Consider the following 22,998-nt stretch of genomic DNA (forward strand, 5'->3'; position numbering starts at 1 on the left):
GTGAACTGGATAAACAAGATGCTGGTGGCGAATGCCGCCGCGCTGGCCCTGTGGGCGATGAGCGCTCAGGCTGCGACCAATGATGAGATTGCCGCACGCCTCAAGCCGGTTGGCGAAGTATGCGTGAGCGGCCAGGAATGCAAGGGCGTCGCCGCCGTTGCCGCGTCGGCTTCCGGCGGTGGCATGAGCCCCGATGACGTGATTGCCAAGCACTGCAATGCCTGCCATGGCGCTGGCGTGCTCGGTGCACCGAAGATCGGTGATGCCGCGGCCTGGAAAACCCGTGCCGACGAACAGGGTGGCCTCGACGGTCTGCTGGCCAAGGCCATCAGCGGGATCAACGCCATGCCGCCGAAAGGCACCTGCGCGACCTGCTCCGATGACGACCTGCGTGGCGCCATCAAGAAGATGTCCGGCCTCTGATCGCACGTCTTCGCTGAAAGAGCCGCCTCCGGGCGGCTTTTTCATGCCTGCGATTCGCCTCCCCCGGCGCCCGCGCGCCCGCGGGGATCAAAGCGGCATCCGGGCGGGTCCAAACTCCGACGCATTCGCCAAGGAGTCCGCCGGTGCCTTCCTGCACGCTGGAACAGGCCGTCGATGCCGTGCTGGCACGCATCGAGGGTCACATTCGCCTGGGCCTGCCGCTGGGGCTGGGCAAGCCGAATCGATTCGCCAATGCGCTCTACCAGCGCATCAAGCAAACGCCGCAGCGTGAGCTGACGATCTACACCGCATTGTCGCTGGGCCGCCCGCAGGCCCACAGCGAACTCGAGCAGCGGCTGCTCGGGCCGTTCGTCGAACGGGTGTTCGGCGATTATCCCGAGCTCGACTATCGCCTGGACCTGCAACGCGGCGAGCTGCCGGCGAACATCCACATCGAGGAGTTCTACCTGCAGCCCGGCAGCCTGCTGGACAGCCCGCAGGCACAGCGCGGCTACATCAGCCTGAACTACAGCCAGGTGGCGCGCGACCTCGACCGCAAGGGCATCAACCTGGTGGCGCAACTGGTGGCCCGCCGCCGCGACGATCCGGATTGCCTGAGCCTGTCCTGCAACCCGGACATCACCCTCGACCTGATGCCGCTGCTCAAGCGTCGCCGCGAGGCCGGCGAAACCCTGCTCAGCGTCGCCCAGGTGCATGCCGACCTGCCGTACATGCCCGGCGACGCCGAGTTGCCCGAGGACGAGTTCGACCTGCTGATCGAGCCGCCCGAGCTCGACACGCTGTTCTCCACGCCGAACATGCCGGTCAGCCTGCAGGACCACGCCATCGGCCTGCACGCCAGCACGCTGGTGCGCGACGGCGGCACACTGCAGATCGGCATCGGCGCCATGGGCGATGCGCTGAGTGCGGCGCTGCTGGCGCGCCAGGCCGACAACGCCGGCTACCGGGCGGTGCTCGAGGAGCTTCGCGTGCCGCAGGGCTGGGGCGAGCTGATCGAGCGCGAGGGTGGCCTGGCGCCGTTCGCCGAGGGCCTCTACGGCTGCAGCGAGATGTTCGTGCTCGGCATGCTGGCGCTGATGGAGGCCGGCGTGGTGCGCCGCCCCGTGTACGCCGACGCGCGCCTGCAACGGATGGCCAACCTCGGCGCGCTGGATGCCCACGGCAGGCCGCGCAGCCTGGGTACGCTGGTCGCCGCCGGGCTGCCGGCGCGGATCACGCCGCGCAGCCTGCTCTGGTTGCAGCGCCACGGCCTGCTCGACGGCGAGCTCCGTCTGGAGCGGGACGGCGTACGCCTGCCGGGCGGGCGGCTGGTCAGCGCCGATCTCAACGACCGTGCCAGCGAGCAGGCACTGAGCGAATACCTCGGGCAGGCTGCCGGCGTGCTGGTGCACGGTGGCTTCTTCCTCGGCCCGCAGGCTTTCTACGAGCGCCTGCGGCAGATGAGCCACGCGCAGCGCCAGCGGATCGGCATGACCGGCATCGGCTTCATCAACCGCCTGTATGGCGACGAGGAGCTCAAGCGCCTGCAGCGGCGCGATGCGCGCTTCATCAACAGCGCCTTCACCGTGACTCTGCTCGGCGCCGGCGTCGCCGACCAGTTGGAGGACGGCCGCGTGCTCAGCGGCGTTGGCGGGCAGTACGACTTCTTCGCCCAGGCCCACGAGCTGGAGGGCGCGCGCTCGATCCTGATGCTGCGCGCCTGGCGCGAGTCGGGCGGCGAGGCCAGCTCGAACATCGTCTGGCAGTACGGCCACACGACCATTCCGCGCCACCTGCGCGACATCGTCGTCACCGAGTACGGCATCGCCGACCTGCGCGGCAAGAACGACGAGGAGGTGATCAAGGCGCTGCTGCGCATCGCCGACTCACGGTTCCAGGACGCGCTGATCGAGCAGGCGCAGAAGGCCGGCAAGCTGTCGGCGGACTTCCAGCTGGACTGGGTCCACCGGCAGAACACGCCCTGGCGACTGCTCGACGTGCAGTCGCAGCATCCGCGGCTGTTCGCCGAATACCCGCTGGGTTGCGATTTCACGGCCGAGGAGCAGGCGCTGCTGCGCGCGCTGCGCTGGCTGAAGAGCAAGCTCAAGCTCAGCGAGATTCTCGAACTGGGCATGGCCACGCTGTTCGACCTGCCGGAGCCGGCCGCCTATGCCGCGCACCTTGAGCGCATGGGGCTGGAAAAACCCGAGGGCCTGCGCGAGCAGCTTTACCAGAAACTGGTGCTGGCCGGCCTGAAGGCCACCGCCCAACACTGAGGAGCGAGCGATGCCAAGCACCGCGCCGAGACCGGAGACCCTGCATTTCGCCAGCGATGGGCGCACGCCGAACAGCCCGTTGCCGGTGCTCATCTACCGTCGATTGCCGCTCGGTCAGGACGCGCTCGCCGAGCGTTTCGAGGGGCTGTTCGCCAGCCACCTGTGGCCGCCGCGCTGGCGCGCGAGCGTGTTCGACTATCAGCACTACCACGCCGACACCCACGAGGCGCTGGGTGTGGCGAGCGGCTGGGCGCGCCTGCTGCTGGGCGGCGAGTCGGGAACCGAGGTGGAGGTGCGCGCCGGCGATGCGCTGGTGCTGCCGGCCGGCACCGGGCATTGTCGGCTGCAGGCCAGCGAGGATTTCCTGGTGGTCGGCGCCTATCCACCGGAGTGCGACTTCGACCTGCAGCGCCCTGACGCGGCGACCCATGACGCCCACCGTGCGCGCATCGCCCGCGTCGCGCCGCCACTGACCGATCCGGTGGCCGGCAGTCAGGGGCTGCTGGTGGGGTTGTGGCGACCGCCGCACTGAGTCGGCCGTCGCCGCCGGTCAGTCGACGAAGGTGACCTTGCCGTCTTTCAGCGATTTCACCCGGGCCAGGGATTCGACGCGGTAGCCCTCGTTTTCCAGCAGGCTGCGGCCTTCCTGGAAGGACTTCTCGATGACGATGCCGAGCCCGGCGACGCTGGCGCCGGCCTGGCCGATCAGGTCGAGCAGGGCCTTGGCGGCGTGGCCGTTGGCGAGGAAGTCGTCGATTACCAGCACGTGGTCATTGGCGTGCAGGTGCTTGGCGGAGATGGCGATGGTGCTTTCGGTCTGCTTGGTGAAGGAGAACACCTTGGAGATGTACAGGTTATCCCGCAGGGTCAGCGACTGGTACTTGCGGGCGAAGATCACCGGCACGCCGAGCTCCAGGCCGGCCATCACCGCCGGCGCGATGCCCGAGGCCTCGATGGTGACGATCTTGGTGATGCCCTGATCGCGGAAGCGCTCGGCGAAGGCGTGGCCGATCTGCTGCATCAGCCGCGGATCGATCTGGTGGTTGAGGAAGGCGTCGACCTTCAGCACCTGCTCCGACAGCACGATGCCTTCGGTGCGAATTTTCTCTTTCAACAGTTCCACGAACGCGGCCCCCTGCGACCCCAAGGAAAGCCGCGCATTCTCCCGCAAAACGGCTCGGTATGCCCGTCAATTCCACCGGCCGCCGGGCGGAAACCTTGCAATAGGTCAAGCAGGCGTGTCGCGCCGCTGTTCTTCGTCTCTGGCTCGGTTAGAATCCGTTCACGCCCACGCGGATCGCCCCGATGAATCGTCCGTTGCACATCCTGCTCATGTTGCTGCTGCTCGCCACCACGGCGGGGCGCGGGATGGCGGCGGCGTCGATGATCGACTGCACGCAGATGCCGATGACCAGCCATGACGGCGGCCCGATGACGGCGTCGGCCCCTGCCGCGATGGATGCCTCCTGCGACGGTTCGTCGGCCGCGATGGACCACGACCTCGGGCTCTGCTGCCTGGCCTGCTTCGCCCTGCCGTTGCCGTCCAGCCTGATCCAGCCAGGCGCCGCGCCCGCGCACGCCGCGCCCCTGCTCGGCGATCCCGAGCGTTACCGCAGCATCATCCCCGATCCCTTGCGGCGCCCGCCGCGCTCCCTCGCCTGATCGCGCGTTTTCCTTCTCTTTCGACTTTCGCGGACAGCCGCCGTCGTCCTTGCACGACCGCGCCTGTTCCGCCCGATCAGGATTTCACAGATGAACGCATCCTTTCCGGCGCTTTCGCGGCGCCGTTTCGTCCAGGGCCTGGGCGCCGGTGGCGCATTGGCGCTCGCCGGCGGCTGGCCGCAGGGCGCGCTGGCGCAGGCCGTCGCGCCTTCGCCGCGGCAACTCTCGGGTAATCGCTTCGAGCTGGAGATCGCCGAGCAGGCGGTCAACTACACCGGCCGCGCGGCGCTCGCCACCACGGTGAACGGCTCGCTGCCGGCGCCGACCCTGCGCTGGCGGCAGGGCGAGGAGGTCAGCCTGCGGGTGACCAACCGCCTCGCCGTGCCCAGCTCGATCCACTGGCACGGCATCCTCCTGCCCGCCGACATGGACGGCGTGCCCGGCATCAGCTTCGCCGGCATCGCGCCGGGGGAAAGCTTCACCTACCGCTTCCGCGTGCTGCAGGCCGGCACCTACTGGTATCACGGCCACAGCGGCTTTCAGGAGCAGACCGGGCTCTACGGTGCGCTGCTGGTCGAGCCCGAACACGGCGAGCCGCAGGCGGTGGAGCGCGACTACACCCTGATGCTCAGCGACTGGACCGACGAGGACCCGATGCGCATCTTCGGCCGGCTGAAGGCGGACAGCGAATACTTCGCCCGCGCCAAGCCCAGCGTGGCGCAGTTCGCCCGCGACGTCGAAACCCTCGGCCTGGCCGCCGCCTGGGACAAGCGCGCTATGTGGAACCGCATGCGCATGGGCCCCACCGACCTGCAGGACGTGTCCGGCGCCACCTACACCTACCTGGTCAATGGCGCCACGCCGGCGGCCAACTGGACGGCCATCGCCGAGCCCGGCGAGCGGGTGCGCCTGCGCTTCATCAATGCCGGCACCTCGACCTACTTCGACGTGCGGATTCCCGGCCTGCCGCTGACGGTGGTCGCCACCGACGGCCAGGCGGTGGCCGAGGTGACGGTGGACGAGTTCCGCATCGCCCCCGGTGAGACCTACGACGTGCTGGTGCGCATGCCGGACGCGCAGGCCTACAGCATCTTCTGCCAGTCCATGGACCGCAGCGGCTACGCCCGCGCGACCCTGGCGCCGGTGGCCGGCATGCAGGCGGCGGTGCCGCGCCTCGATCCGCCGGTCTGGCTGGACATGCGCGACATGGGCCACGGCGAGGAAACCATGGCCGGCATGGAACACATGGCAATGTCGGGGATGGATCATGGATCGATGGCCGGGATGGATCACGCCGCCATGCCCGCCAGCGCGCCCTTGCCGACCTCGGCGCAGGTCGACATGCGCGTCGCCAATCCGTCCGACGTGCTGGATGATCCCGGCCCGCGGCTGCGCGGCAACGGCCGTCGCGTGCTGACCTACGCCGACCTGCGCACCCTGGGCGGCGGCCTCGACCCTCGACCGCCGGCGCGCGACCTCGTGCTGCGCCTGACCGGCAACATGCAGCGTTTCGTCTGGGGCTTCGACGGGCTGAAGTACAACGAGGCCGAGCCGATCCCCCTGCGTTACGGCGAACGCCTGCGCCTGCGGCTGATCAACGACACCATGATGAATCACCCGATCCACCTGCACGGGATGTTCTTCGAGGTGGAGAACGAGGCGAGCGGCGTGCTGCTGCGCAAGCACACCGTCAACGTCCAGCCGGGCAAGCAGGTGGCGCTGCTGGTCAGCGCCGATGCGCCCGGTGAATGGGCGTTCCATTGCCACCTGCTGTATCACATGGAAGCGGGCATGTTCCGCAAGGTGGTGGTCGCATGAGGCGTTTACTGATGATCGCCGCGCTGGCGCTCGCTCCGGCGCTGCAGGCCGAGGAAATGCCCGGCATGACGCACGACATGCATGGCATGGGGATGATGGACCACGGCATGCCGGCGCCGGCGGCCGATGCGGGAGACGCCAACCGCATCCTGCCGCGCGAAGAGCAGGCGCCGCCGATGCCGATGCCGGCCAGTCACGACCAGCACCGCCACGGCGAGTCGCTGGCCCATCAGGTGCTGTTCGAGCGGCTCGAATACCGCGACGGGCGCGATGACAACGGCCTGGCCTGGGACGCGGACGCCTGGTGGGGCGGCGATACCGACAAGCTCTGGCTGCAGAGCGAAGGTGAGCGTGCTGGCGGCGAGAGCGAAGGGCGCGCGGAGCTGCTCTGGTCGCATGCCGTCGCGGCCTTCTGGGACAGCCGCCTGGGTGTACGCCAGGACTTCGGCAGCGATCCCGACCGGCAATGGCTGGCCTTCGGCATCGCCGGCACCACGCCCTGGTGGTTCGAGGTGCAGGCCAGCGCCTACCTGGGGCCGAACGGCCGCAGTGCGGCGCGGCTGGAGGTCGAGCGCGAGCTGCAACTGAGCCAGAAGCTGGTGCTGGCGCCGCAGCTGGAGCTGGAAGCCTACGGCAAGGACGACCGCGCCAGGACGATCGGCAGCGGGCTCGCCGAGGGCCGTTTCGGGTTGCGGCTGCGCTACGAGGTCACGCCGCAGTTCGCGCCCTATGTCGGCCTCGAGTGGACCCGCCGCTTCGGCGAAACCGCGTCGCTCGGGGAGGATCGGGACGAGGCCCGCAGCGACTCGCGCCTGGTCGCCGGCCTGCGCTTCTGGTTCTGACGGAAAAGGGCTAAGCCCCGGTTGTGCGCCTCGGGAAACCGGGCGTCGCCGGGGTCTCCGCAGCGGTGCTCAGCGTGCCTTGCGGTACACGCAGGGCTGCCAGTAATCCTTGAGGATCAGGTTGAGCGGGCCGGACCAGCCGCGCTTGCGCAGCTCGGCGGAGATCAGCACGTTCATGATGCCGTGGCCGACGAGCATCACGCTGCCGTGGATCCTGGCCAGTTCGATGAGGCGGTCGGCGGCCATGCGGGCGCGCTTGCGCGACACCCGGATCGATTCGGTGTGCCGGGCGAAACCGAGGAACCAGGCGCCGCGGAACAGTATCCGCCAGACCTTCACCGGCAGCTTCGGCGCGTTCCAGTCGGGGTAGGGCAGGTGCGCTTCGGCGAACACCTCGTCAACCTCGTCGGTGCATCCGCCGGCGATGCGGGTGCGCGATTCCACGCAGCGCGAGATCGAACTGCAGGCGAACACCTCGGTGCGCTTCGCTTGGTCGATCAGCGATTGCGGCACTTCGGAGCACACCACCGGCGCGCGGTTGTAGCCTTCGATCCAGGTCTTCATTTCGCGGGGCGTACAGCGTTCGGCGCCGGAGTAGTTCGGGCGGCCGTGGCGCACCAGGGTGATCTGCATGATGGGCGAGGTCCCTCTGCGTGGTCGGGCGCTCGGGATGGCGCGCCTGTCCGGGTTCGATGCCCGGCGCAGGGCGAAAGTTGCGCGACCGGCGGTGATCGCCAGGCGAAACGGCGTTCCGGCGCAAAAAAAAGCCCCGCCGAAAAGGCGGGGCGTTCGTTCGTCGCGGGAGTCGGAATCAGCGGTTGCGCAGGGTTTCGCCGAGGAACCAGGCGCGCTCTTCGGCCTGGTCGATCCACTCTTCCAGCAGGCTGGTGGTGGCCACGTCGTTGGCGTCGCTGGTCAGCGTGTGGGTGCTGCGCATGTAGGCGGCCAGGGCCTGGTTGTCGGCGTGCAGCTCGCTGAGCATCTGCTCGGCGCTGAGGTTCTCCACTTCGCTGCTCTGCAGGCGCTTGCTGGCAACCACCTGCTCCACCGAGCGCAGGGTCGGCTGGCCGATCTTGCGTGCGCGTTCGGCGATCGGGTCGATGATGGCGAAGATCTGCGCGGCCTGGTCGTCCAGCAGTAGGTGGTACTCGCGGAAGTGCGGCCCGCTGACGTGCCAGTGGAAGTTCTTGGTCTTGAGGTACAGCGCGAATATGTCCGATACCAGCACGGTGAGGGCCTTGCCGATCTCGACGGCGTTGCCGATGCCGGCATCCGGGCCTTTCGCGGCCTCGTCGCGGACGCTGTTGACGGTTTTCAGTTCCTGCTTGGCGCTTGCAGTGGCCATGGTGCTCTCCTCGAAAAAGTAACGATGTCCGCGCGGTGGCGGCGTTGAAACCCTGGGTTCAACTAGACCACACCCGTGCTGTGGTTACTCATCACTTTTGTCGATGGCGCCAAGCAGCGTTATCTATGGAGCGTTAGCGCTTGAGCATCGAGCGCATCGCCGCCAGGGCGTCGTTGCCCCGCGCGGCCTTCACTTCCACCGGTGCGTCTTCCTGGCCTTCCCAGACCAGGTCCTCGGGCGGCAATTCGTCGAGGAACCGGCTCGGCGAGCACTCGATGATCTCGCCGTACTGCTTGCGCTTGGCGGCGAAGGTCATGGTCAGGTTGCGCTTGGCGCGGGTGATGCCGACGTACGCCAGGCGGCGCTCTTCCTCGATGGTGTCGGCCTCGATGCTGGAGCGGTGCGGAAGGATTTCCTCCTCCACGCCGAGGATGTACACCGAAGGAAACTCCAGCCCCTTGGACGCGTGGATCGTCATCATCTGCACGCCCTCGGCGCCTTCTTCCTCTTCCTGCTGGCGCTCGAGCATGTCGCGCAGGACCAGCTTGCCGATGGCCTCCTCGATGGTCATCTCGCCGTCTTCATCCTTCTCCAGCGTGTTCTTCAGCGCGTCGACGAGGAACCAGACGTTGCCCATGCGCGCCTCGGCGACCTTGTCGCTGGAGGCGTTCTGGCGCAGCCACTGCTCGTAGTCGATGTCCATCACCATGCTGCGCAGCGCGGCGATGGGGTCGTCCTGCGAGCACTGCTGGCGGAGCTTGTCCATGTAGCGCTTGAAGCGCGAGAGACGCTCGGTGTAGCGGCTGTCGAGGTGTTCGCCGAGGCCGATCTCGTCGCTGGCGGCGTACATGCTGATCTTGCGTTCGGTGGCGTAGTTGCCGAGCTTTTCCAGGGTGGTCGAGCCGATCTCGCGGCGCGGCACGTTGATTACCCGGAGGAAGGCGTTGTCATCGTCCGGATTGACCAGCAGGCGGAAGTAGCTCATCAGGTCCTTCACCTCCTGGCGGGCGAAGAAGCTGGTGCCGCCGGACAGGCGATAGGGAATCTGGTGGTGCTGCAGCTTCAGCTCCATCAGTTTCGCCTGGTAGTTGCCGCGGTAGAGGATGGCGAAATCGCTGTACGGGCGCTCGGTGCGCAGGTGCTCTGTGAGGATTTCCAGGGCCACGCGCTCGCACTCGGCGTCTTCGTTGCGGGTGCGGATCACGCGGATCTCGTCGCCCATGCCCATCTCGCTCCACAGCTGTTTCTCGAAGGCGTGGGGGTTATTGGCGATCAGGGTGTTGGCGCATTTGAGGATGCGGCTGGTGGAGCGGTAGTTCTGCTCCAGCATCACCACCTTCAGCGACGGGTAATCCTCTTTCAACAGCATCAGGTTTTCCGGGCGCGCGCCGCGCCAGGCATAGATCGACTGATCGTCGTCGCCGACCACGGTGATCTGGTTGCGCATGCCCACCAGCAGCTTCACCAGCAGGTACTGGCTAGAGTTGGTGTCCTGGTATTCGTCCACCAGCAGGTAGCGGATGCGGTTCTGCCACTTTTCCAGGACGTCCTTGTGCTCCTGGAACAGCTTCACCGGCAGCAGGATCAGGTCGTTGAAGTCCACCGCGTTGTACGCCTTGAGCGTGCGCTGGTAGTGCAGGTAGACGATGGCGGCGGTCTGTTCCTTGGGGTTGCGCGCGTTGGCCAGGGCTTCGTCGGGCAGGATCAGCTCGTTCTTCCAGCTGTCGATGAGGTTCTTGATCTCGTCGGCGCCGTCATCGCCGGCGTATTCCTTCTGCATGATGTCGGTGAGCAGCGCCTTGATGTCGCCGTCGTCGAAGATCGAGAAACCCGGCTTGTAGCCCAGTCGCGCGTACTCCTTGCGGATGATGTTCATGCCCAGATTGTGGAAGGTCGAGACCGTCAGGCCCTTGCCCTCGCTGCCGCGCAGCAGCGTGCCGACGCGCTCCTTCATCTCGCGCGCGGCCTTGTTGGTGAAGGTCATGGCGACGATGTGGCGGGCCTGGATGCCGCACTGCTGGATCAGGTAGGCGATCTTGCGGGTGATCACGCTGGTCTTGCCGGAACCGGCGCCGGCGAGCACCAGAAGTGGGCCGCCGACGTAGTTCACGGCTTCCTGCTGCCGGGGATTGAGTCGGGACATGGTCGTCGCGTTTCGCTCAGGAGAAGGGGCGGCATTCTAGCAGGCACTCGCCCCCAGGCTCGCGCCGTTGCGCTGATGGCAGCGTGCCACGGCTTGGTTATTTCGCCTGCTCCAGTAGGCTACGGGTGAATTGTCAAATGGCCGTCGACGATTTCGCGCCCGGCCGGGTCAGGGAAGACCGCCAGAACAACGACTCCCGAACAGTGCCAGGGTCGAGCCCCTCGCGCGGTGATGCGAGGCCGCGATCCGCAGCCTGGCCACCATCGTAGTGGTGAGGGAATACTCCGGCGAACACTGTCATGGCCTGGGGAGGTCGCGTGCCCGCGCTAGTGCAACCCTCGCGTTTGATTCTTCTTGGCGACGATCCGTCCTGGGTCGGGCTGCTGCGCGACCGGCTGACGACCCTCGACAATGCGCCGCAACTGGTCAGCGCGCCGTCCTGGGAAGGCGTGGCGGAACTGCTCGACGACGACTGCCTGCTGCTCTGCACGCCGGACCAGTTGCCGGCGGCCGGCGCCAGCACGGTGCCCATCGTGATGCTGCTGGAGGCGGAGCCGGAAAGCGTGCCGGCCAGCGTCAGCGACTGGCTGGTGTACGACGACACCAGCCCGGCGACCTTGCGGCGCTGCCTGCGTTATGTCGCCGAACGCAGCCTGCGCCGCCGTTACGGCGAGCTGGACCCGCTCACCGGCATCGCCAATCGCCAGGGCTTCCAGGCGCTGCTGAGTGCGCGGATGGCCGAGCATGAGGGGCGCGGTTTCGCCCTCGGGCACCTGGACCTGGACAACTTTCGCGCGGTCAACGACAGCCTCGGTTACGAGGCCGGCGACAGGCTGATCCTGCAAGTGGTCGCGCGGATGAAGGATCAGCTCGGCGAGGGCGACCGCCTGGCGCGCCTGGGCAGCGACGAATTCGCCCTGCTGATCGACACCTCCAACGACTTCCGCCGCGCCGAGCGGATCGCCACGCGGATCGTCGACGCACTCGAGGAACCCTACTGGCTGGAGGGCGAGAGCCTGCTGATCGGCTGCAGCCTGGGTTTGGCGCACGCTAATGGTGGCGCGATCGACCCGCTGATGTGGCACGCCCACATCGCCATGCAGCAGGCCAAGAATGCTCAGGGCTGCACCTTCCATCTCTACGACGAGCGGATCAACCACAGTGCCCGTACCCGCGCCCGGCTGGAAGGCGAATTGCGCCGGGCGCTGCGCCGCGACGAGCTGGTGCTGCACTACCAGCCGCGGCTTTGCCTGCAGTCCGGGCGCTTTCTCGGCGTCGAAGCGCTGGTGCGCTGGCAGCATCCGCGCCGGGGGCTGCTGGCGCCGAGCGAGTTCGTACCGCTGGCCGAGGAGAGCGGCTTGATTGTGCCGCTCGGTTACTGGGTCATCTCCCGCGCGCTGCGTGACATGCAGGACCTGCGTGCGCAGGGGATGCCGGCGCTGCACATGGCGGTCAACCTGTCGTTCCGCCAGTTCCAGGACAGCCAGTTGCTGCCGACCCTGAGCCGGCTCATCGAGGAAAATCAGGTGGACGCGCGCTGGCTGGAATTCGAGCTCACCGAGACGGCGGTGATGCGCCGCAGCGATCAGGTGCGCCAGACCATGCAGGCGCTGCGCAGGCTCGGCGTGCGCTTTTCCCTGGATGACTTCGGTACCGGCTTTTCCTCCTTCGTTCACCTCGACCGGCTGCCCATCGCGTTGCTGAAGATCGACAAGAGTTTCGTCGGCGGCATGAATGACAAGGCGGAAAGCTATCGGCTGGTACGGGCGATGATCGATCTGGCGCACAACCTCGGTCTGGACGTGGTCGCCGAGGGGGTGGAAAGCGCTGAGCAACTGGCGCTGCTGGCGCGCTTCGGCTGCGACCAGGTGCAGGGCTACCTGATCAGCCGGCCGCTGGCGCTGCAGCATCTTGTCCAGCTGCTCTCGAGCGGTCCGCGCCAGGCCAACCCGCAGCCGTCCTAGGCCAGGCCACTGGCGCGGTACTGCAAGGCTTCGGCGAGGTGCGCGCGGCCGAGGGTCGAGGCGTCTTCGAGGTCCGCCAGGGTTCTCGCCACCTTCAATACCCGGTGCGCCGCCCGCAGCGACAGGCCGAGACGCTCGCAGGCGGTTTCCAACCAGAGGCGGTCCTCCGCGCTCAGCAGGCAGTGTTCCCGCAGCCCCTGCAGGTCGAGGAACGCGTTGGCCATGCCCTGGCGCCGCAGTTGCCTCTGGCGCGCCGCGGCGACGATGGCTGCCGCCTCGTGGCTGCCCATGCCGTGTCGCGGGGCGGTATCCAGGGCCATCGGCTCGCGCAGCACGGCGACGTGCAGGTCGATGCGGTCGAGCAGCGGCCCGGACAGCTTGCCGCGATAGCGCTGGATCTGCTCGGAGGAGCAACGGCAACGTGCGCTGGGGTCGCCGAGGTAGCCGCACGGGCAGGGATTCATCGCCGCGACCAGCTGGAAGCGTGCAGGAAAACGCACCTTGTCGTTGGCCCGGGCAATGACGATTTCGCCACTTTCCAGGGGCTCCCGGAGGACTTCCAGGACCTTGCGGTCGAACTCCGGCAATTCGTCGAGAAACAGGACGCCCTGGTGAGCCAGGGTGATTTCGCCGGGGCGCGGGCGACTGCCGCCGCCGACCAGCGCCGGTGCCGAAGCGCTATGGTGCGGATGCCGAAACGGACGCTGCGGCCAGGCTTCCAGCGGCGTGTGGCTGGCCACGGAGTGGATGGCGGCGACTTCCAGCGCCTCGCGCTCGTCCAGCGCGGGCAGCAGTCCCGGTAAACGGCTGGCCAGCAGGGTCTTGCCGGTTCCCGGCGGGCCACTCAGCAGCAGGTTGTGCGATCCGGCCGCGGCGACCAGCAGCGCGCGCTTGGCGGCGATCTGCCCCTGTACGTCCGCAAGGTCGGGGTAGGGCTGCAGGCGGCGCAGCAGACCCTGCGCCTGGAACGGCGCCAGCGGAGTCTTCGCGCTGAAATGGGCGGCCAGTTCCAGCAGATGGTCGGCGGCGAAGACCACCAGCCCGGACGCCAGGCTGGCCTCCTCGGCGTTGGCCTTCGCCACGACCAGGGCGCGCCCGGCCGCGCGGGCGGCCAGTGCGGCGGGCAACACGCCCTGCACCGGCCGTACTGCGCCGGAAAGTGCCAGTTCGCCAAGACATTCGCAGTTGGCCAGGCTTTCTACCGGAAGTTGTCCGCTGGCGGCGAGAATACCTAGCGCGATGGCCAGGTCGAAGCGGCCGCCGTCCTTGGGCAGGTCGGCCGGAGCCAGGTTCAGGGTGATTCTGCGGGGTGGAAAGTCGAAGCCCGAGTTCAGGATGGCGCTGCGCACGCGGTCCTTGCTTTCCTTGACCGCGGTTTCCGGCAGGCCCACCAGCGCCAAGGACGGCAGGCCGTTCGCCAGATGAGCCTCGACGGTGACGGGCGGGGCTTCCACGCCGACCTGGGCGCGGCTGTGGACAATGGCCAGGGACATGCATCACTCCTTGATGACATGCCGCTCGCCGAGCGCGATTCACTCGGCGGCGGGAGGGGACTCTTTCGCCAAGCGTTCTTCGAGTTCGAGAACCTTACTTTCCAGGGCTTCGAGGCGAGCGCGGGTGCGTGCGAGCACAATCATCTGGCCGTCGAATTCGTCGCGGCTGACCAGATCGAGCTTGCTGAAGGTGCTTTGCAGCAACGCCTTGAGCTGCGATTCGAACTCTTCGCGCTGAACGGGGCGCTCGCCATTGAACAGTCGCGAAGCATGGGTGCTGAGGGCATCGAGCAGGGCTTTGGGCGGCAACATGGGCTTATTCCGGTGACAGTGGCGGCGGAGTCTATCATGGCGCCGGAAATTCCCGGCCTTGAGGCATAAGCGCACGTTTATCGCGCATGCTCTCTGCGGTGTGCGCTCTGTTTTGGTGCGCATTGACGATTTGGGCGACTCTATTGTCGACAGATCCGCCCGCGAGGCCCCAAAAACCGTCTATCGCCGTAGATGGCAAGCTTTCTGCTTAGCTGCCTGTGACGCGTGCACCGATGCAGTTCCGGTGCGTTAGGCGAAGCGGGGGAGAATGCTTCGTCGGGAACGGTAGGTTGATGTCGGCGCGGCCGAGCCAGGGCCGCGACGCGTTACAAAGCCAGACACTGCGCATAGACTTGGTTCAGGTCATCTGTTCCTGGGGCAAGTCATTTACACGGGAGATAGTTATGAAGCTAGTCACTGCCATCATCAAACCGTTCAAGCTGGACGACGTGCGCGAGTCGCTGTCGGAGATCGGCGTGCAGGGCATCACGGTCACTGAAGTCAAAGGCTTCGGTCGCCAGAAAGGTCACACCGAGCTGTATCGCGGCGCCGAATACGTCGTCGACTTTCTGCCCAAGGTGAAGATCGACGTAGCCATCGCTGACGATCAGCTGGACCGCGTCATCGAAGCCATCACCAAGGCCGCCAACACCGGCAAGATCGGCGATGGCAAGATTTTCGTGGTGAACCTCGAACAGGCTATCCGTATCCGTACCGGCGAGACCGGCACAGACGCGATTTAAGCCCCCGACCCCGACCCAGGAGATATACAGATGACTCTGCGTCAGTTCGCAGGGCTTGGAGCCCTTTTGTCCCTTTTCACCCCCGGTCTGGCCATGGCTCAGGAAGTTACCCTGAACTCTGGCGATACCGCCTGGATGCTGACTGCCACGGCTCTCGTGCTGTTCATGACCATCCCCGGCCTGGCGCTGTTCTACGGCGGCATGGTGCGTTCGAAAAACATTCTCTCGGTAATGATGCAGTGTTTCGCCATCACTGGCCTGATCAGCATCGTCTGGGTTGTTTACGGCTATAGCCTGGCGTTCGATACCACCGGTATGGAGCAGGGCGTCGTCAACTTCAACTCCTTCGTGGGTGGCCTGTCGCGCGTCTTCCTCAGCGGCCTGACCGTCGACAGCCTGACCTCGGCCTTCCCGGAAAGCGTGTTCATCACCTTCCAGATGACCTTCGCGATCATCACCCCGGCCCTCATCGTCGGCGCCTTCGCCGAGCGCATGAAATTCTCCGCCATGCTGATCTTCATGGTCGTGTGGTTCACCCTGGTGTACGCACCGATCGCCCACATGGTGTGGAGCGGCAACGGTGGTCTGCTGTGGGACTGGGGCGTGCTGGACTTCGCGGGCGGCACCGTAGTGCACATCAACGCCGGTATTGCGGGTCTGGTTGCCTGCATCGTGCTCGGCAAGCGTAAAGGCTACCCGTCCACTCCGATGGCACCGCACAACCTGGGCTACACCCTGGTCGGCGCCGCCATGCTCTGGATCGGCTGGTTCGGCTTCAACGCCGGCTCCGCTGTAGCTGCCAACGGCACCGCGGGCATGGCCATGCTGGTCACCCAGATCGCTACCGCCGCCGCTGCTCTGGGCTGGATGTTCGCCGAGTGGCTGACCCACGGTAAGCCGAGCGCCCTGGGCATCGCTTCCGGTGTGGTTGCCGGTCTGGTCGCCATCACCCCGGCCGCCGGCACCGTCGGCCCGATGGGAGCCCTGGTGATCGGTCTGGTCGCCGGCGTGATCTGCTTCTTCTGCGCCACCAGCCTGAAACGCAAACTGGGCTACGACGACTCCCTGGACGCCTTCGGCGTGCACGGCATCGGCGGCATCATCGGCGCTCTGCTGACCGGCGTCTTCGCCGCTCCGGCTCTGGGTGGCTTCGGCACCGTCGAAGACATCGCCGCTCAGCTGTTCATCCAGTTCAAAGGCGTTGCCTTCACCGTTGTCTACACCGGCATCGTGACCTTCGTGATCCTCAAGGTTCTCGATCTGGTTATCGGCCTGCGTGTCAGCGACGAGACCGAGACCGTTGGTCTCGACCTCGCCGAGCACAACGAGCGCGGCTACAACCTGTAATACGCTTGACGAAGCAAAGCCCGGTTCGCCGGGCTTTTTTTTGCCTGCGAAACGGCCACCGCCTTGCTATACAGAGATCGCAGCATGCGGTGAAGGTCGCCACCACCGGCTAAATTGAGGCCCTGGCTGGCCTTTGTTTTTTCCGGCGTCGCGCTAGAATGCGCCCGCCAAAAGGGGAGAACGCCAGATGTGGCTGCAGCGATCGATCACCTTGCGGGCGCGTCCGCGTGGTTTCCACCTGATAACCGACGAAGTGCTGAGCGTCCTGCCGGAACTGTCCCGTTATCGGGTTGGTCTGTTACACCTGTGGCTGCAGCACACGTCGGCATCGTTGAGCGTCAACGAGAATGCCGACGCTGCGGTGCGTCGCGACTTCGAGCGGTTCTTCAACCGTCTAGTGCCGCAGGGGGCCGACGGCTACGAACACGATTACGAAGGCCCCGACGATCTGCCGGCGCACTTCAAGGCGAGCCTGCTGGGCTGCCAGCTGAGTCTGCCGATAGCGTCGGGTGAGTTGGCGCTGGGGACCTGGCAAGGTGTCTACCTCGGTGAGCACCGCGACCAGGGCGGTGCACGGCGGTTGATCGCTACCCTGCATGGCGAAGTTTGCTGATTTTTTCCTGTCGCGCAGTGCAGCGGCGGGACCATAACAACCTGCTTATCGCGAGCGTGAGGTCGAACATGAGCGACGAAGAACTGGAACAGGACGAACTGGAAGGAACCGACGAGGACGAAGGCGAGGAGCTCGCCGCTGCCGAAGACGTCGATAGCGAAGACAGTGAGAGTGAGACCCCTGCCCCGGCCGGCAAGAAGGCCAAGGCAGCCGTCGAGCCCGAAGAGCTGCCCAGCGTCGAAGCCAAGCAGAAGGAGCGTGACGCCCTGGCCAGAGCGATGGAAGAGTTCCTCGCGCGCGGTGGCAAGGTGCAGGAAGTGGAGCCCAACGTGGTCGCCGATCCGCCCAAGAAGCCGGACAGCAAGTACGGCAGCCGCCCCATCTGAGCCTGTCCAGCCATGAAAAAGCCCGCCATGTCGCGGGCTTTTTCATGGCTGGCGTTCGGCTCAGTCGCGGTTCCAGGTGTCCAGCAGCTCCGGCAGCTCGGTCAGGCTGCGAATCTGCGCATCCGGGGCGCCCGGTTGTTCCCAGGCGTTGCCGAGCGGGTTGTACCAGACCGCGCGCATCCCGGCCGCCTGGGCACCGAGAATGTCGTCGCCGGGGTGGTCGCCAACATGCACGGCACGCTCAGCCTGGGCATCGGCGCGGCGAAGCGCTTCCTGGAACGGGTGCGGATCGGGCTTGCCGACGCCGAGCTCCTCGGCGCAGAGGGCGAAGCGAAAATAGTCGGCCAGGCCCAGGCGGCGGACATCGGCGTTGCCGTTGGTGATCACCGCCAGCGCATAGCGTCCTGCAAGTTGCTCCAGGGTGGCGATGGTGTCCGGAAAGAAGGTGATCTGGTGACGGGCATCGAGCATGGTCTGGAAGGCGCCCTCGGCGAGTTCGCGCGCCTCGCATTCGCCGTGACCCAGTTCCGCCAGCGCATGGAACAGCGTGCGCCGGCGCAGTTCGCTGAGGCGGTACCTGAGGCCGGGCTCGGCTTCCACCAGGCGCGAGCGGATGCCCCACAGATGATCGACCGGCAACGCGCCCAGGCGCGGCGCGTGGAGGTTGAGCCAGTCGCGCATGCTGCGCTCGGCGGCGACGATCACCGGGCGGTTATCCCACAGGGTGTCGTCGAGATCGAAGGTGACCAGTTGGATGCTCATTCGGGTTCGCTGCGCCTCTTCGCCCGCGGGTGGGCACTGTCATAGACCTTCGACAGGTGCTGGAAGTCCAGGTGCGTGTAGATCTGCGTGGTCGCGATGTCGGCGTGGCCGAGCAGCTCCTGCACCGCACGCAGGTCCTGCGAAGACTCCAGCATGTGGCTGGCGAACGAGTGGCGCAGCATGTGCGGATGCACGTGCTGACCCAGCTCGCGCACGCCGGCCAGATGCACGCGTTGGCGGATCGCGCGCGCGCCCAGGCGCTGTCCCTGGCGGCTGATGAATACCGCGCGGTCCGCCGGATTGGCCAGGGCGCGCAGGCCGAGCCAGGTGTCCAGCGCGTGACGCGCGTAGCGACCGACGGGCAGCTCGCGGACCTTGTTGCCCTTGCCGTGTACGCGGACCAGACCGGCCGACAGGTCGAGGCCGTCGAGGTCGAGGCCGGCCAGCTCCGACAGTCGCAGTCCGGATGAGTAGAACAGCTCGAGCATGGCGTGATCGCGGCGGGCGAGGAAGTCGTCCTCCACCGCGCCATCCAGCAACTGTTGGGCGCGATCGGCGTCCAGGGTGCGCGGCAGGCGCTTCTGCGCTTTCGGCGGGCTGAGGCCCGCGGCAGGGTCGTGGTTGGAGCGACCTTCGCGGATCAGATAGCGGTACAGCCCGCGGGTCGCCGAGAGCAGTCGTGCCAGGCTCGGGCTCGACTGTCCGTGCTGGTGCAGCTGGGCGATCAGGCGGCGCAGGCGGCGTGTATCCAGCGACTGCCAGTCGGGCAGTTGCTCTTCTTCAGCGAAGGCGAGCAGCTTGCCGAGGTCGCGGCGATAGCCTTCCAGCGTGTGTGGCGAGACCTGGCGTTCGCTGCGCAGGTGCTCCAGATAGGCGTCGAGGTCGTTCTGCATGGGGCTCCGGTCAGGCGTGTTCGCATCCAGCGGAGCGCCGCGCCGGGCGGTTCAGCGCACCGAGCGCAGCGGCGCCGAAAAACCCGGCAGCACGCGGGACAGCACTTCGCCCAGGTAGCTGAGGAACAGCGTGCCCAGCGAGCTCTTGTAGTGTTGGGGATCGGGGCTGCCGACCGCGAGCAGGCCGTGCAGGCCCTGATGGTTGAGTGCGACCACCGCGGCGGAGCCGACCTTCTCGCGGTCTTCGTCGCCGAAGAGGAAGGCCAGCTCGTGGCTGCGCAGCACGCCGCAGAGGGTCTTGCTGCCGCTGAGCAGGCCGCCGACCGCCTGGTGCGCTTCGGCGACGCTCACCGAGCGGCCAACGCCCAGCGGCGTTTCGCTGAACAGGATCAGGCTGACGAAGGGCACCTGGAACTCGTGACGCAGGCTGTCTTCGACGGCGCTGACCACTTCTTCCAGGCTGCCGGCATCGAGCAGGTCAAGCACCAGGCGGCGGGTCTTGTCGAACAGCCGGTCGTTGTCGCGGGCGACATCCATCAGCTGCGACAAACGATGGCGCATCTCGATGTTGCGCTCGCGCAGCAGCTTGACCTGGCGCTCCACCAGCGACACCGCCTCGCCCCGCGAATGCGGGATGCGCAGCTCCGGAATCAGCTCCTCGAAGTCGACGAAGAATTCCGGATGCTCGCGCAGGTAGGCGGCGACCGCGGCGGCGTCGAGTACAGGCGGCTCTTGGTTTTTCTCGCTCATCGCTGGCTCTTGTTCATAGACGGACCTGGCCTTCGTACACGCGTACGGCAGGGCCGGTCATGATAACCGGGTGACCGGGGCCTGCCCACTCGATGGCCAGGCGGCCGCCGGTGAGGTCCAGGTGCAGCGGCGAATCCATCCAGCCCTGCTGGATCGCGGCGACCGCGGCGGCGCAGGCGCCCGTTCCGCAGGCCTGGGTTTCGCCGACGCCACGTTCCCACACGCGCAGGCGGGCCAGTTTGCGGTCGAGCACCTGGAGGAAGCCGACGTTGACCCTCTGCGGGAAGCGCGGATGCTGTTCCAGCTTCGGCCCCAGCGTGTGCACCGGGGCGGCCTGCACATCATCGACGCGCAGGACGGCGTGCGGATTGCCCATGGACACCGCGGCCAGCTCGACACTTTCGCCGTCGACCTCGACCCGATAGCTCGGCGCCTGGCTTTCGGCCTGGAACGGAATCTCGCTCGGCAGCAGGCGCGGTGCGCCCATGTCGACGCTGATCTGGCCGTCGGCGCGCAGGGTCAGCTCGATGATGCCGCCCTTGGTCTCGACGCGAATCTCGCGCTTGCTGGTCAGGCGTTTGTCGATGACGAAGCGTGCGAAGCAGCGCGCGCCGTTGCCGCATTGCTCCACTTCGGTGCCGTCGGCGTTGAAGATGCGGTAGCGGAAGTCGACGTCCGGATTGCTGGGCGGTTCGACGATCAACAGCTGGTCGAAGCCGACGCCGGTGTGCCGATCACCCCACTGGCGGGCGTGTTTGGACTGGATGTGCGCGTGCTGGCTGACCAGGTCGAGGACCATGAAGTCGTTGCCCAGGCCGTGCATCTTGGTGAAGCGCAATAGCATGGTCGGGCCCTCAGACCGGTAGCAGGCTTTCGCCCGCGTAGAGTTCTTCGAGGGTTTCGCGGCGACGCACCTCGTAGGCCTGCTCGCCATCCACCAGCACCTCGGCGGCGCGGCCGCGGGTGTTGTAGTTGGAACTCATCACGAAACCGTAGGCCCCGGCCGAGCGGACGGCCAGCAGGTCGCCCTCTGCGAGTGCCAGTTCGCGGTCCTTGGCGAGGAAATCTCCGGTCTCGCAGATCGGGCCGACCAGGTCGTAGCGGCGCTTCTCGCCGTCGCGCTGCTGCACCGGCACCACGTCCATCCAGGCCTGGTACAGCGCCGGGCGGATCAGGTCGTTCATCGCCGCATCGACGATGGCGAAATCCTTGTGCTCGGTGTGCTTGAGGTATTCGACCTGGGTCAGCAGCACGCCGGCATTGGCGACGATCGAGCGGCCCGGCTCGAACACCAGGGTCAGCGCGCGGCCGGCGATGCGCTGGCGCACCGCGGCGATGTAGTCGCTGGCCAGCGGCGGGGTTTCGTCCTTGTAGCGCACGCCGAGGCCGCCGCCGAGGTCGAGGTGGCGGATCGCGATGCCGCGCTCGGCGAGGCGGTCGATCAGCGCCAGCAGGCGGTCGAGGGCATCGAGGAACGGCGGCAGGCTGGTCAGCTGCGAGCCGATGTGGCAGTCCACGCCGAGCACCTTGAGGTTCGGCAGGCTGGCGGCGCGTGCGTACACCGCCTCGGCGTCGGCGATGGCGATGCCGAACTTGTTTTCCTTGAGCCCGGTGGAAATGTACGGGTGGGTACCGGCGTCGACGTCGGGGTTCACCCGCAGCGAGATGGCGGCGCTCACGCCCTGTTCGGCGGCGACTTCCTGCAGGCGCTCCAACTCGTCGGTGGACTCGACGTTGAAGCAGTGCACGCCGACTTCCAGCGCGCGGCGCATGTCGTCGCGCGATTTGCCCACGCCGGAAAAGATCACCTTGCCGGCATCGCCGCCAGCGGCGAGTACACGCTCGAGTTCGCCGCTGGACACGATGTCGAAGCCGGCGCCCAGGCGCGCCAGCAGGTTGAGTACGCCCAGGTTAGAGTTCGCCTTGACCGCGAAGCAGACCAGGTGCGGAACACCGGCCAGCGCATCGGCGTAGGCGCGGTACTGCGCCTCGATATGGGCGCGCGAGTAGACGTAGGTCGGCGTGCCGAAGCGTTCGGCGATGGCGGACAGCGCCACGCCTTCCGCGAACAGCGAACCGTCGCGGTAGTTGAAGGATTCCATGATGCCTCCTCGGTGGAAGCGCCCGTTCCGCTGGCACTCGGTGCGGCGGCCGCGGGCGGCCTCGTCGAACCCGTTCCCGATCTGTTGCGGCGCGATAGCGGCCTTCGGAAGGCTCGGCTACGAAGCGCGGATTCCGCTGCCTTGGGCCTTGCGGGCCACTTCAGGGGGCGTCCGGCGCCGGCTCGCCAGATCGGGAGTCAGGTTCCTAGAATTCGAAACGATCTTTGCTGTTGGCGGCCTTTTCGTCGTCCGGATGGTACAACGGGCCTTTCTGGCCGCAGCCGGCGAGGGTGGCGCTGAGCACGACCAGCGCGAGGAAGGGAAGCAGCAGGCGCTTCATGGCGAAAATCCTTGTGAAAAGCGTGATTGCGCCGGAGTATACCGGCCGCCCGGCGCCTTGCCTATGCGCAGGACTCCCGTCCGGCGCGGCTTACGGCGGTTCTCGCGGGGCATTGGCGGAGGTCCGACGAATGGCCCCGCGATGGCTGCCGAAGGGCGGCAACGGCATCGCCCGGCCATCGTCGCGACTGGCGTGCCGGGAGATGATTGGCTACGACAAGACTGTTCCATTGACGAGGATTCACCCGATGAGCCTGAGCGAAGCCCGCTACCATGACCTGATCGACGCTGCCCAGCAGGAGATCGAGGACGTGTTCGACGACAGCGACCTGGACGTCGATCTGGAAAATTCCGCCGGGGTCCTCACGATCGGTTTCGAGAACGGTACGCAGGTGATCCTCAGTCGCCAGGAGCCGCTGCGCCAGCTGTGGGTCGCCGCACGTTCGGGCGGTTTCCATTTCGACTACGACGAGAAGAGCGCGCGCTGGATCTGCGACACCAGCGAAGAGCCGCTGGGCGAACTGATGGCGCGCGTGACCCGCGAACAGACCGGCAGCGACGTTGAGTTCGAGGAACTCTGAGCCGACGCCGGGCGCGGCGCCGGTGGCGTCGCCCTGCTGCCGGCGCTGCTGCCTCGACGCGCTGGACGTCTGCCTGGGCTGCGGCCGCAGCCTCGAGGAAATCCTTCAGTGGAGCGAGTCGGACGAGGCGCGTCGTCGTCAGATCGTCGATGCCGCCGCCGACCGTCTGCGCAACCGGCAGTCCTAACCTTTTCCCCTTCGCGC

25 protein-coding genes are annotated in these 22,998 nt (G+C 66.9%); 13 read left to right on the top strand and 12 right to left on the bottom strand.

Going from position 1 to position 22,998, the window contains the following annotated elements; all coding sequences use genetic code 11:
• The 3 genes from QMX85_RS09285 (at window position 1) to QMX85_RS09295 (ending at window position 3,231) form a co-directional block, all read left to right on the top strand.
• A complete protein-coding gene (locus QMX85_RS09285; RefSeq protein WP_273234127.1) occupies window positions 1-423 on the top strand; it encodes a c-type cytochrome in 423 nt (140 codons plus the stop codon).
• A 143-nt stretch (window positions 424-566) separates the two neighbouring features.
• Window positions 567-2,699 carry an acetyl-CoA hydrolase/transferase C-terminal domain-containing protein gene (locus QMX85_RS09290; protein ID WP_282340128.1) on the top strand — a complete coding sequence of 711 codons (2,133 nt, stop codon included), beginning with the start codon at window positions 567-569 and terminating at the stop codon, window positions 2,697-2,699.
• A 10-nt stretch (window positions 2,700-2,709) separates the two neighbouring features.
• Window positions 2,710-3,231, top strand: a complete 522-nt coding sequence (locus QMX85_RS09295) for a DNA-binding protein (RefSeq protein WP_282340129.1) — start codon at window positions 2,710-2,712, stop codon at window positions 3,229-3,231.
• An 18-nt stretch (window positions 3,232-3,249) separates the two neighbouring features.
• On the opposite strand, the gene QMX85_RS09300 is transcribed toward QMX85_RS09295, so the two are convergent.
• Entirely contained in the window at window positions 3,250-3,822 is a 573-nt protein-coding gene (locus tag QMX85_RS09300) for a xanthine phosphoribosyltransferase (RefSeq protein ID WP_282340131.1), read from the bottom strand.
• Window positions 3,823-4,004: 182 nt separating this feature from the next.
• Here QMX85_RS09300 and QMX85_RS09305 point away from each other — a divergent pair, with 182 nt between their 5' ends.
• The 3 genes from QMX85_RS09305 to QMX85_RS09315 all read left to right on the top strand — a co-directional run bounded on the left by QMX85_RS09305 (window position 4,005) and on the right by QMX85_RS09315 (window position 7,021).
• Window positions 4,005-4,361, top strand: coding sequence for a hypothetical protein (locus QMX85_RS09305; RefSeq protein ID WP_282340132.1), 357 nt, complete (start codon window positions 4,005-4,007; stop codon window positions 4,359-4,361).
• A gap of 90 nt (window positions 4,362-4,451) precedes the next feature.
• Window positions 4,452-6,179, top strand: a complete 1,728-nt coding sequence (locus QMX85_RS09310) for a copper resistance system multicopper oxidase (RefSeq protein ID WP_282340135.1) — start codon at window positions 4,452-4,454, stop codon at window positions 6,177-6,179.
• Window positions 6,176-7,021, top strand: coding sequence for a copper resistance protein B (locus tag QMX85_RS09315; protein ID WP_282340137.1), 846 nt, complete (start codon window positions 6,176-6,178; stop codon window positions 7,019-7,021). Before QMX85_RS09310 ends, QMX85_RS09315 begins: the two co-directional genes overlap by 4 nt.
• Window positions 7,022-7,090: 69 nt before the next feature.
• On the opposite strand, the gene QMX85_RS09320 is transcribed toward QMX85_RS09315, so the two are convergent.
• The 3 genes from QMX85_RS09320 to rep form a co-directional block, all read right to left on the bottom strand.
• A complete protein-coding gene (locus tag QMX85_RS09320; RefSeq protein WP_282340138.1) occupies window positions 7,091-7,654 on the bottom strand; it encodes a fructose-2,6-bisphosphatase in 564 nt (187 codons plus the stop codon).
• A gap of 178 nt (window positions 7,655-7,832) precedes the next feature.
• Window positions 7,833-8,366, bottom strand: a complete 534-nt coding sequence (locus QMX85_RS09325; RefSeq protein WP_282340139.1) for a DNA starvation/stationary phase protection protein — start codon at window positions 8,364-8,366, stop codon at window positions 7,833-7,835.
• Between the two features lie 133 nt (window positions 8,367-8,499).
• Window positions 8,500-10,509, bottom strand: a complete 2,010-nt coding sequence (gene rep / locus QMX85_RS09330) for a DNA helicase Rep (RefSeq protein WP_282340141.1) — start codon at window positions 10,507-10,509, stop codon at window positions 8,500-8,502.
• Between the two features lie 317 nt (window positions 10,510-10,826).
• Between rep and QMX85_RS09335 the strand changes: the two genes are divergently transcribed.
• Window positions 10,827-12,473, top strand: a complete 1,647-nt coding sequence (locus tag QMX85_RS09335; protein ID WP_282340143.1) for a bifunctional diguanylate cyclase/phosphodiesterase — start codon at window positions 10,827-10,829, stop codon at window positions 12,471-12,473.
• On the opposite strand, the gene QMX85_RS09340 is transcribed toward QMX85_RS09335, so the two are convergent.
• Window positions 12,470-13,966, bottom strand: coding sequence for a YifB family Mg chelatase-like AAA ATPase (locus QMX85_RS09340; RefSeq protein WP_282340144.1), 1,497 nt, complete (start codon window positions 13,964-13,966; stop codon window positions 12,470-12,472). The two genes, QMX85_RS09335 and QMX85_RS09340, sit on opposite strands and share 4 nt — an antisense overlap.
• A 39-nt stretch (window positions 13,967-14,005) precedes the next feature.
• Window positions 14,006-14,278 carry an accessory factor UbiK family protein gene (locus QMX85_RS09345; protein WP_273233956.1) on the bottom strand — a complete coding sequence of 91 codons (273 nt, stop codon included), beginning with the start codon at window positions 14,276-14,278 and terminating at the stop codon, window positions 14,006-14,008.
• Window positions 14,279-14,682: 404 nt separating this feature from the next.
• Here QMX85_RS09345 and glnK point away from each other — a divergent pair, with 404 nt between their 5' ends.
• The 4 genes from glnK (at window position 14,683) to sutA (ending at window position 17,367) form a co-directional block, all read left to right on the top strand.
• On the top strand, window positions 14,683-15,021 hold the full coding sequence (gene glnK, locus QMX85_RS09350; RefSeq protein ID WP_003457590.1) for a P-II family nitrogen regulator: 339 nt from the start codon (window positions 14,683-14,685) through the stop codon (window positions 15,019-15,021).
• A gap of 30 nt (window positions 15,022-15,051) precedes the next feature.
• Window positions 15,052-16,368, top strand: a complete 1,317-nt coding sequence (locus QMX85_RS09355) for an ammonium transporter (RefSeq protein ID WP_090224327.1) — start codon at window positions 15,052-15,054, stop codon at window positions 16,366-16,368.
• Window positions 16,369-16,555: 187 nt separating this feature from the next.
• Window positions 16,556-16,981, top strand: coding sequence for a secondary thiamine-phosphate synthase enzyme YjbQ (locus QMX85_RS09360; RefSeq protein WP_282340197.1), 426 nt, complete (start codon window positions 16,556-16,558; stop codon window positions 16,979-16,981).
• Window positions 16,982-17,049: 68 nt separating this feature from the next.
• The gene (gene sutA / locus QMX85_RS09365; protein WP_090224324.1) at window positions 17,050-17,367 is read left to right on the top strand and encodes a transcriptional regulator SutA; all 318 of its coding nucleotides are present in this window, start codon (window positions 17,050-17,052) and stop codon (window positions 17,365-17,367) included.
• Window positions 17,368-17,427: 60 nt separating this feature from the next.
• Here sutA and QMX85_RS09370 read toward each other — a convergent pair whose 3' ends face one another.
• The 6 genes from QMX85_RS09370 to QMX85_RS09395 form a co-directional block, all read right to left on the bottom strand.
• Window positions 17,428-18,129: an HAD family hydrolase gene (locus QMX85_RS09370; RefSeq protein ID WP_282340198.1), complete on the bottom strand. Its 702-nt coding sequence runs from the start codon at window positions 18,127-18,129 to the stop codon at window positions 17,428-17,430.
• The gene (xerC, locus tag QMX85_RS09375) at window positions 18,126-19,022 is read right to left on the bottom strand and encodes a tyrosine recombinase XerC (RefSeq protein WP_282340200.1); all 897 of its coding nucleotides are present in this window, start codon (window positions 19,020-19,022) and stop codon (window positions 18,126-18,128) included. The genes QMX85_RS09370 and xerC overlap by 4 nt, the downstream gene beginning before the upstream one ends.
• Window positions 19,023-19,073: 51 nt before the next feature.
• Window positions 19,074-19,772: a DUF484 family protein gene (locus QMX85_RS09380; RefSeq protein WP_090224318.1), complete on the bottom strand. Its 699-nt coding sequence runs from the start codon at window positions 19,770-19,772 to the stop codon at window positions 19,074-19,076.
• 13 nt (window positions 19,773-19,785) lie between these two features.
• Window positions 19,786-20,616 carry a diaminopimelate epimerase gene (gene dapF, locus QMX85_RS09385; RefSeq protein ID WP_282340203.1) on the bottom strand — a complete coding sequence of 277 codons (831 nt, stop codon included), beginning with the start codon at window positions 20,614-20,616 and terminating at the stop codon, window positions 19,786-19,788.
• A gap of 10 nt (window positions 20,617-20,626) precedes the next feature.
• Window positions 20,627-21,874, bottom strand: a complete 1,248-nt coding sequence (gene lysA, locus QMX85_RS09390; protein ID WP_282340205.1) for a diaminopimelate decarboxylase — start codon at window positions 21,872-21,874, stop codon at window positions 20,627-20,629.
• Window positions 21,875-22,079: 205 nt separating this feature from the next.
• Window positions 22,080-22,214: a lipoprotein gene (locus QMX85_RS09395; protein ID WP_090224313.1), complete on the bottom strand. Its 135-nt coding sequence runs from the start codon at window positions 22,212-22,214 to the stop codon at window positions 22,080-22,082.
• Window positions 22,215-22,461: 247 nt separating this feature from the next.
• On the opposite strand from QMX85_RS09395, the gene cyaY reads away from it, so the two are divergent.
• A complete protein-coding gene (gene cyaY, locus QMX85_RS09400) occupies window positions 22,462-22,794 on the top strand; it encodes an iron donor protein CyaY (RefSeq protein ID WP_090224311.1) in 333 nt (110 codons plus the stop codon).
• Window positions 22,795-22,816: 22 nt separating this feature from the next.
• Window positions 22,817-22,981, top strand: coding sequence for a DUF1289 domain-containing protein (locus tag QMX85_RS09405; protein ID WP_282340208.1), 165 nt, complete (start codon window positions 22,817-22,819; stop codon window positions 22,979-22,981).
• Window positions 22,982-22,998 lie beyond the last annotated feature (17 nt).

Origin of the sequence: Pseudomonas sp. PS02288, from assembly GCF_029959715.1 — a bacterium.
In the GTDB taxonomy this organism is placed as follows: Bacteria; Pseudomonadota; Gammaproteobacteria; order Pseudomonadales; family Pseudomonadaceae; genus Pseudomonas_O; species Pseudomonas_O kuykendallii.

What these genes read in the sequence shown, in the direction of transcription:
- QMX85_RS09355 (WP_090224327.1), top strand. Translation starts at nt 15,052, where the DNA reads ATGACTCTGCGTCAGTTCGCAGGGCTTGGAGCCCTTTTGTCCCTTTTC.
- lysA (WP_282340205.1), bottom strand. Translation starts at nt 21,874, where the DNA reads ATGGAATCCTTCAACTACCGCGACGGTTCGCTGTTCGCGGAAGGCGTG.
- QMX85_RS09360 (WP_282340197.1), top strand. Translation starts at nt 16,556, where the DNA reads ATGTGGCTGCAGCGATCGATCACCTTGCGGGCGCGTCCGCGTGGTTTC.
- QMX85_RS09320 (WP_282340138.1), bottom strand. Translation starts at nt 7,654, where the DNA reads ATGCAGATCACCCTGGTGCGCCACGGCCGCCCGAACTACTCCGGCGCC.
- QMX85_RS09310 (WP_282340135.1), top strand. Translation starts at nt 4,452, where the DNA reads ATGAACGCATCCTTTCCGGCGCTTTCGCGGCGCCGTTTCGTCCAGGGC.
- sutA (WP_090224324.1), top strand. Translation starts at nt 17,050, where the DNA reads ATGAGCGACGAAGAACTGGAACAGGACGAACTGGAAGGAACCGACGAG.
- xerC (WP_282340200.1), bottom strand. Translation starts at nt 19,022, where the DNA reads ATGCAGAACGACCTCGACGCCTATCTGGAGCACCTGCGCAGCGAACGC.
- QMX85_RS09345 (WP_273233956.1), bottom strand. Translation starts at nt 14,278, where the DNA reads ATGTTGCCGCCCAAAGCCCTGCTCGATGCCCTCAGCACCCATGCTTCG.
- dapF (WP_282340203.1), bottom strand. Translation starts at nt 20,616, where the DNA reads ATGCTATTGCGCTTCACCAAGATGCACGGCCTGGGCAACGACTTCATG.
- QMX85_RS09325 (WP_282340139.1), bottom strand. Translation starts at nt 8,366, where the DNA reads ATGGCCACTGCAAGCGCCAAGCAGGAACTGAAAACCGTCAACAGCGTC.
- QMX85_RS09305 (WP_282340132.1), top strand. Translation starts at nt 4,005, where the DNA reads ATGAATCGTCCGTTGCACATCCTGCTCATGTTGCTGCTGCTCGCCACC.
- QMX85_RS09370 (WP_282340198.1), bottom strand. Translation starts at nt 18,129, where the DNA reads ATGAGCATCCAACTGGTCACCTTCGATCTCGACGACACCCTGTGGGAT.
- rep (WP_282340141.1), bottom strand. Translation starts at nt 10,509, where the DNA reads ATGTCCCGACTCAATCCCCGGCAGCAGGAAGCCGTGAACTACGTCGGC.
- QMX85_RS09295 (WP_282340129.1), top strand. Translation starts at nt 2,710, where the DNA reads ATGCCAAGCACCGCGCCGAGACCGGAGACCCTGCATTTCGCCAGCGAT.
- QMX85_RS09395 (WP_090224313.1), bottom strand. Translation starts at nt 22,214, where the DNA reads ATGAAGCGCCTGCTGCTTCCCTTCCTCGCGCTGGTCGTGCTCAGCGCC.
- cyaY (WP_090224311.1), top strand. Translation starts at nt 22,462, where the DNA reads ATGAGCCTGAGCGAAGCCCGCTACCATGACCTGATCGACGCTGCCCAG.
- QMX85_RS09380 (WP_090224318.1), bottom strand. Translation starts at nt 19,772, where the DNA reads ATGAGCGAGAAAAACCAAGAGCCGCCTGTACTCGACGCCGCCGCGGTC.
- QMX85_RS09340 (WP_282340144.1), bottom strand. Translation starts at nt 13,966, where the DNA reads ATGTCCCTGGCCATTGTCCACAGCCGCGCCCAGGTCGGCGTGGAAGCC.
- glnK (WP_003457590.1), top strand. Translation starts at nt 14,683, where the DNA reads ATGAAGCTAGTCACTGCCATCATCAAACCGTTCAAGCTGGACGACGTG.
- QMX85_RS09315 (WP_282340137.1), top strand. Translation starts at nt 6,176, where the DNA reads ATGAGGCGTTTACTGATGATCGCCGCGCTGGCGCTCGCTCCGGCGCTG.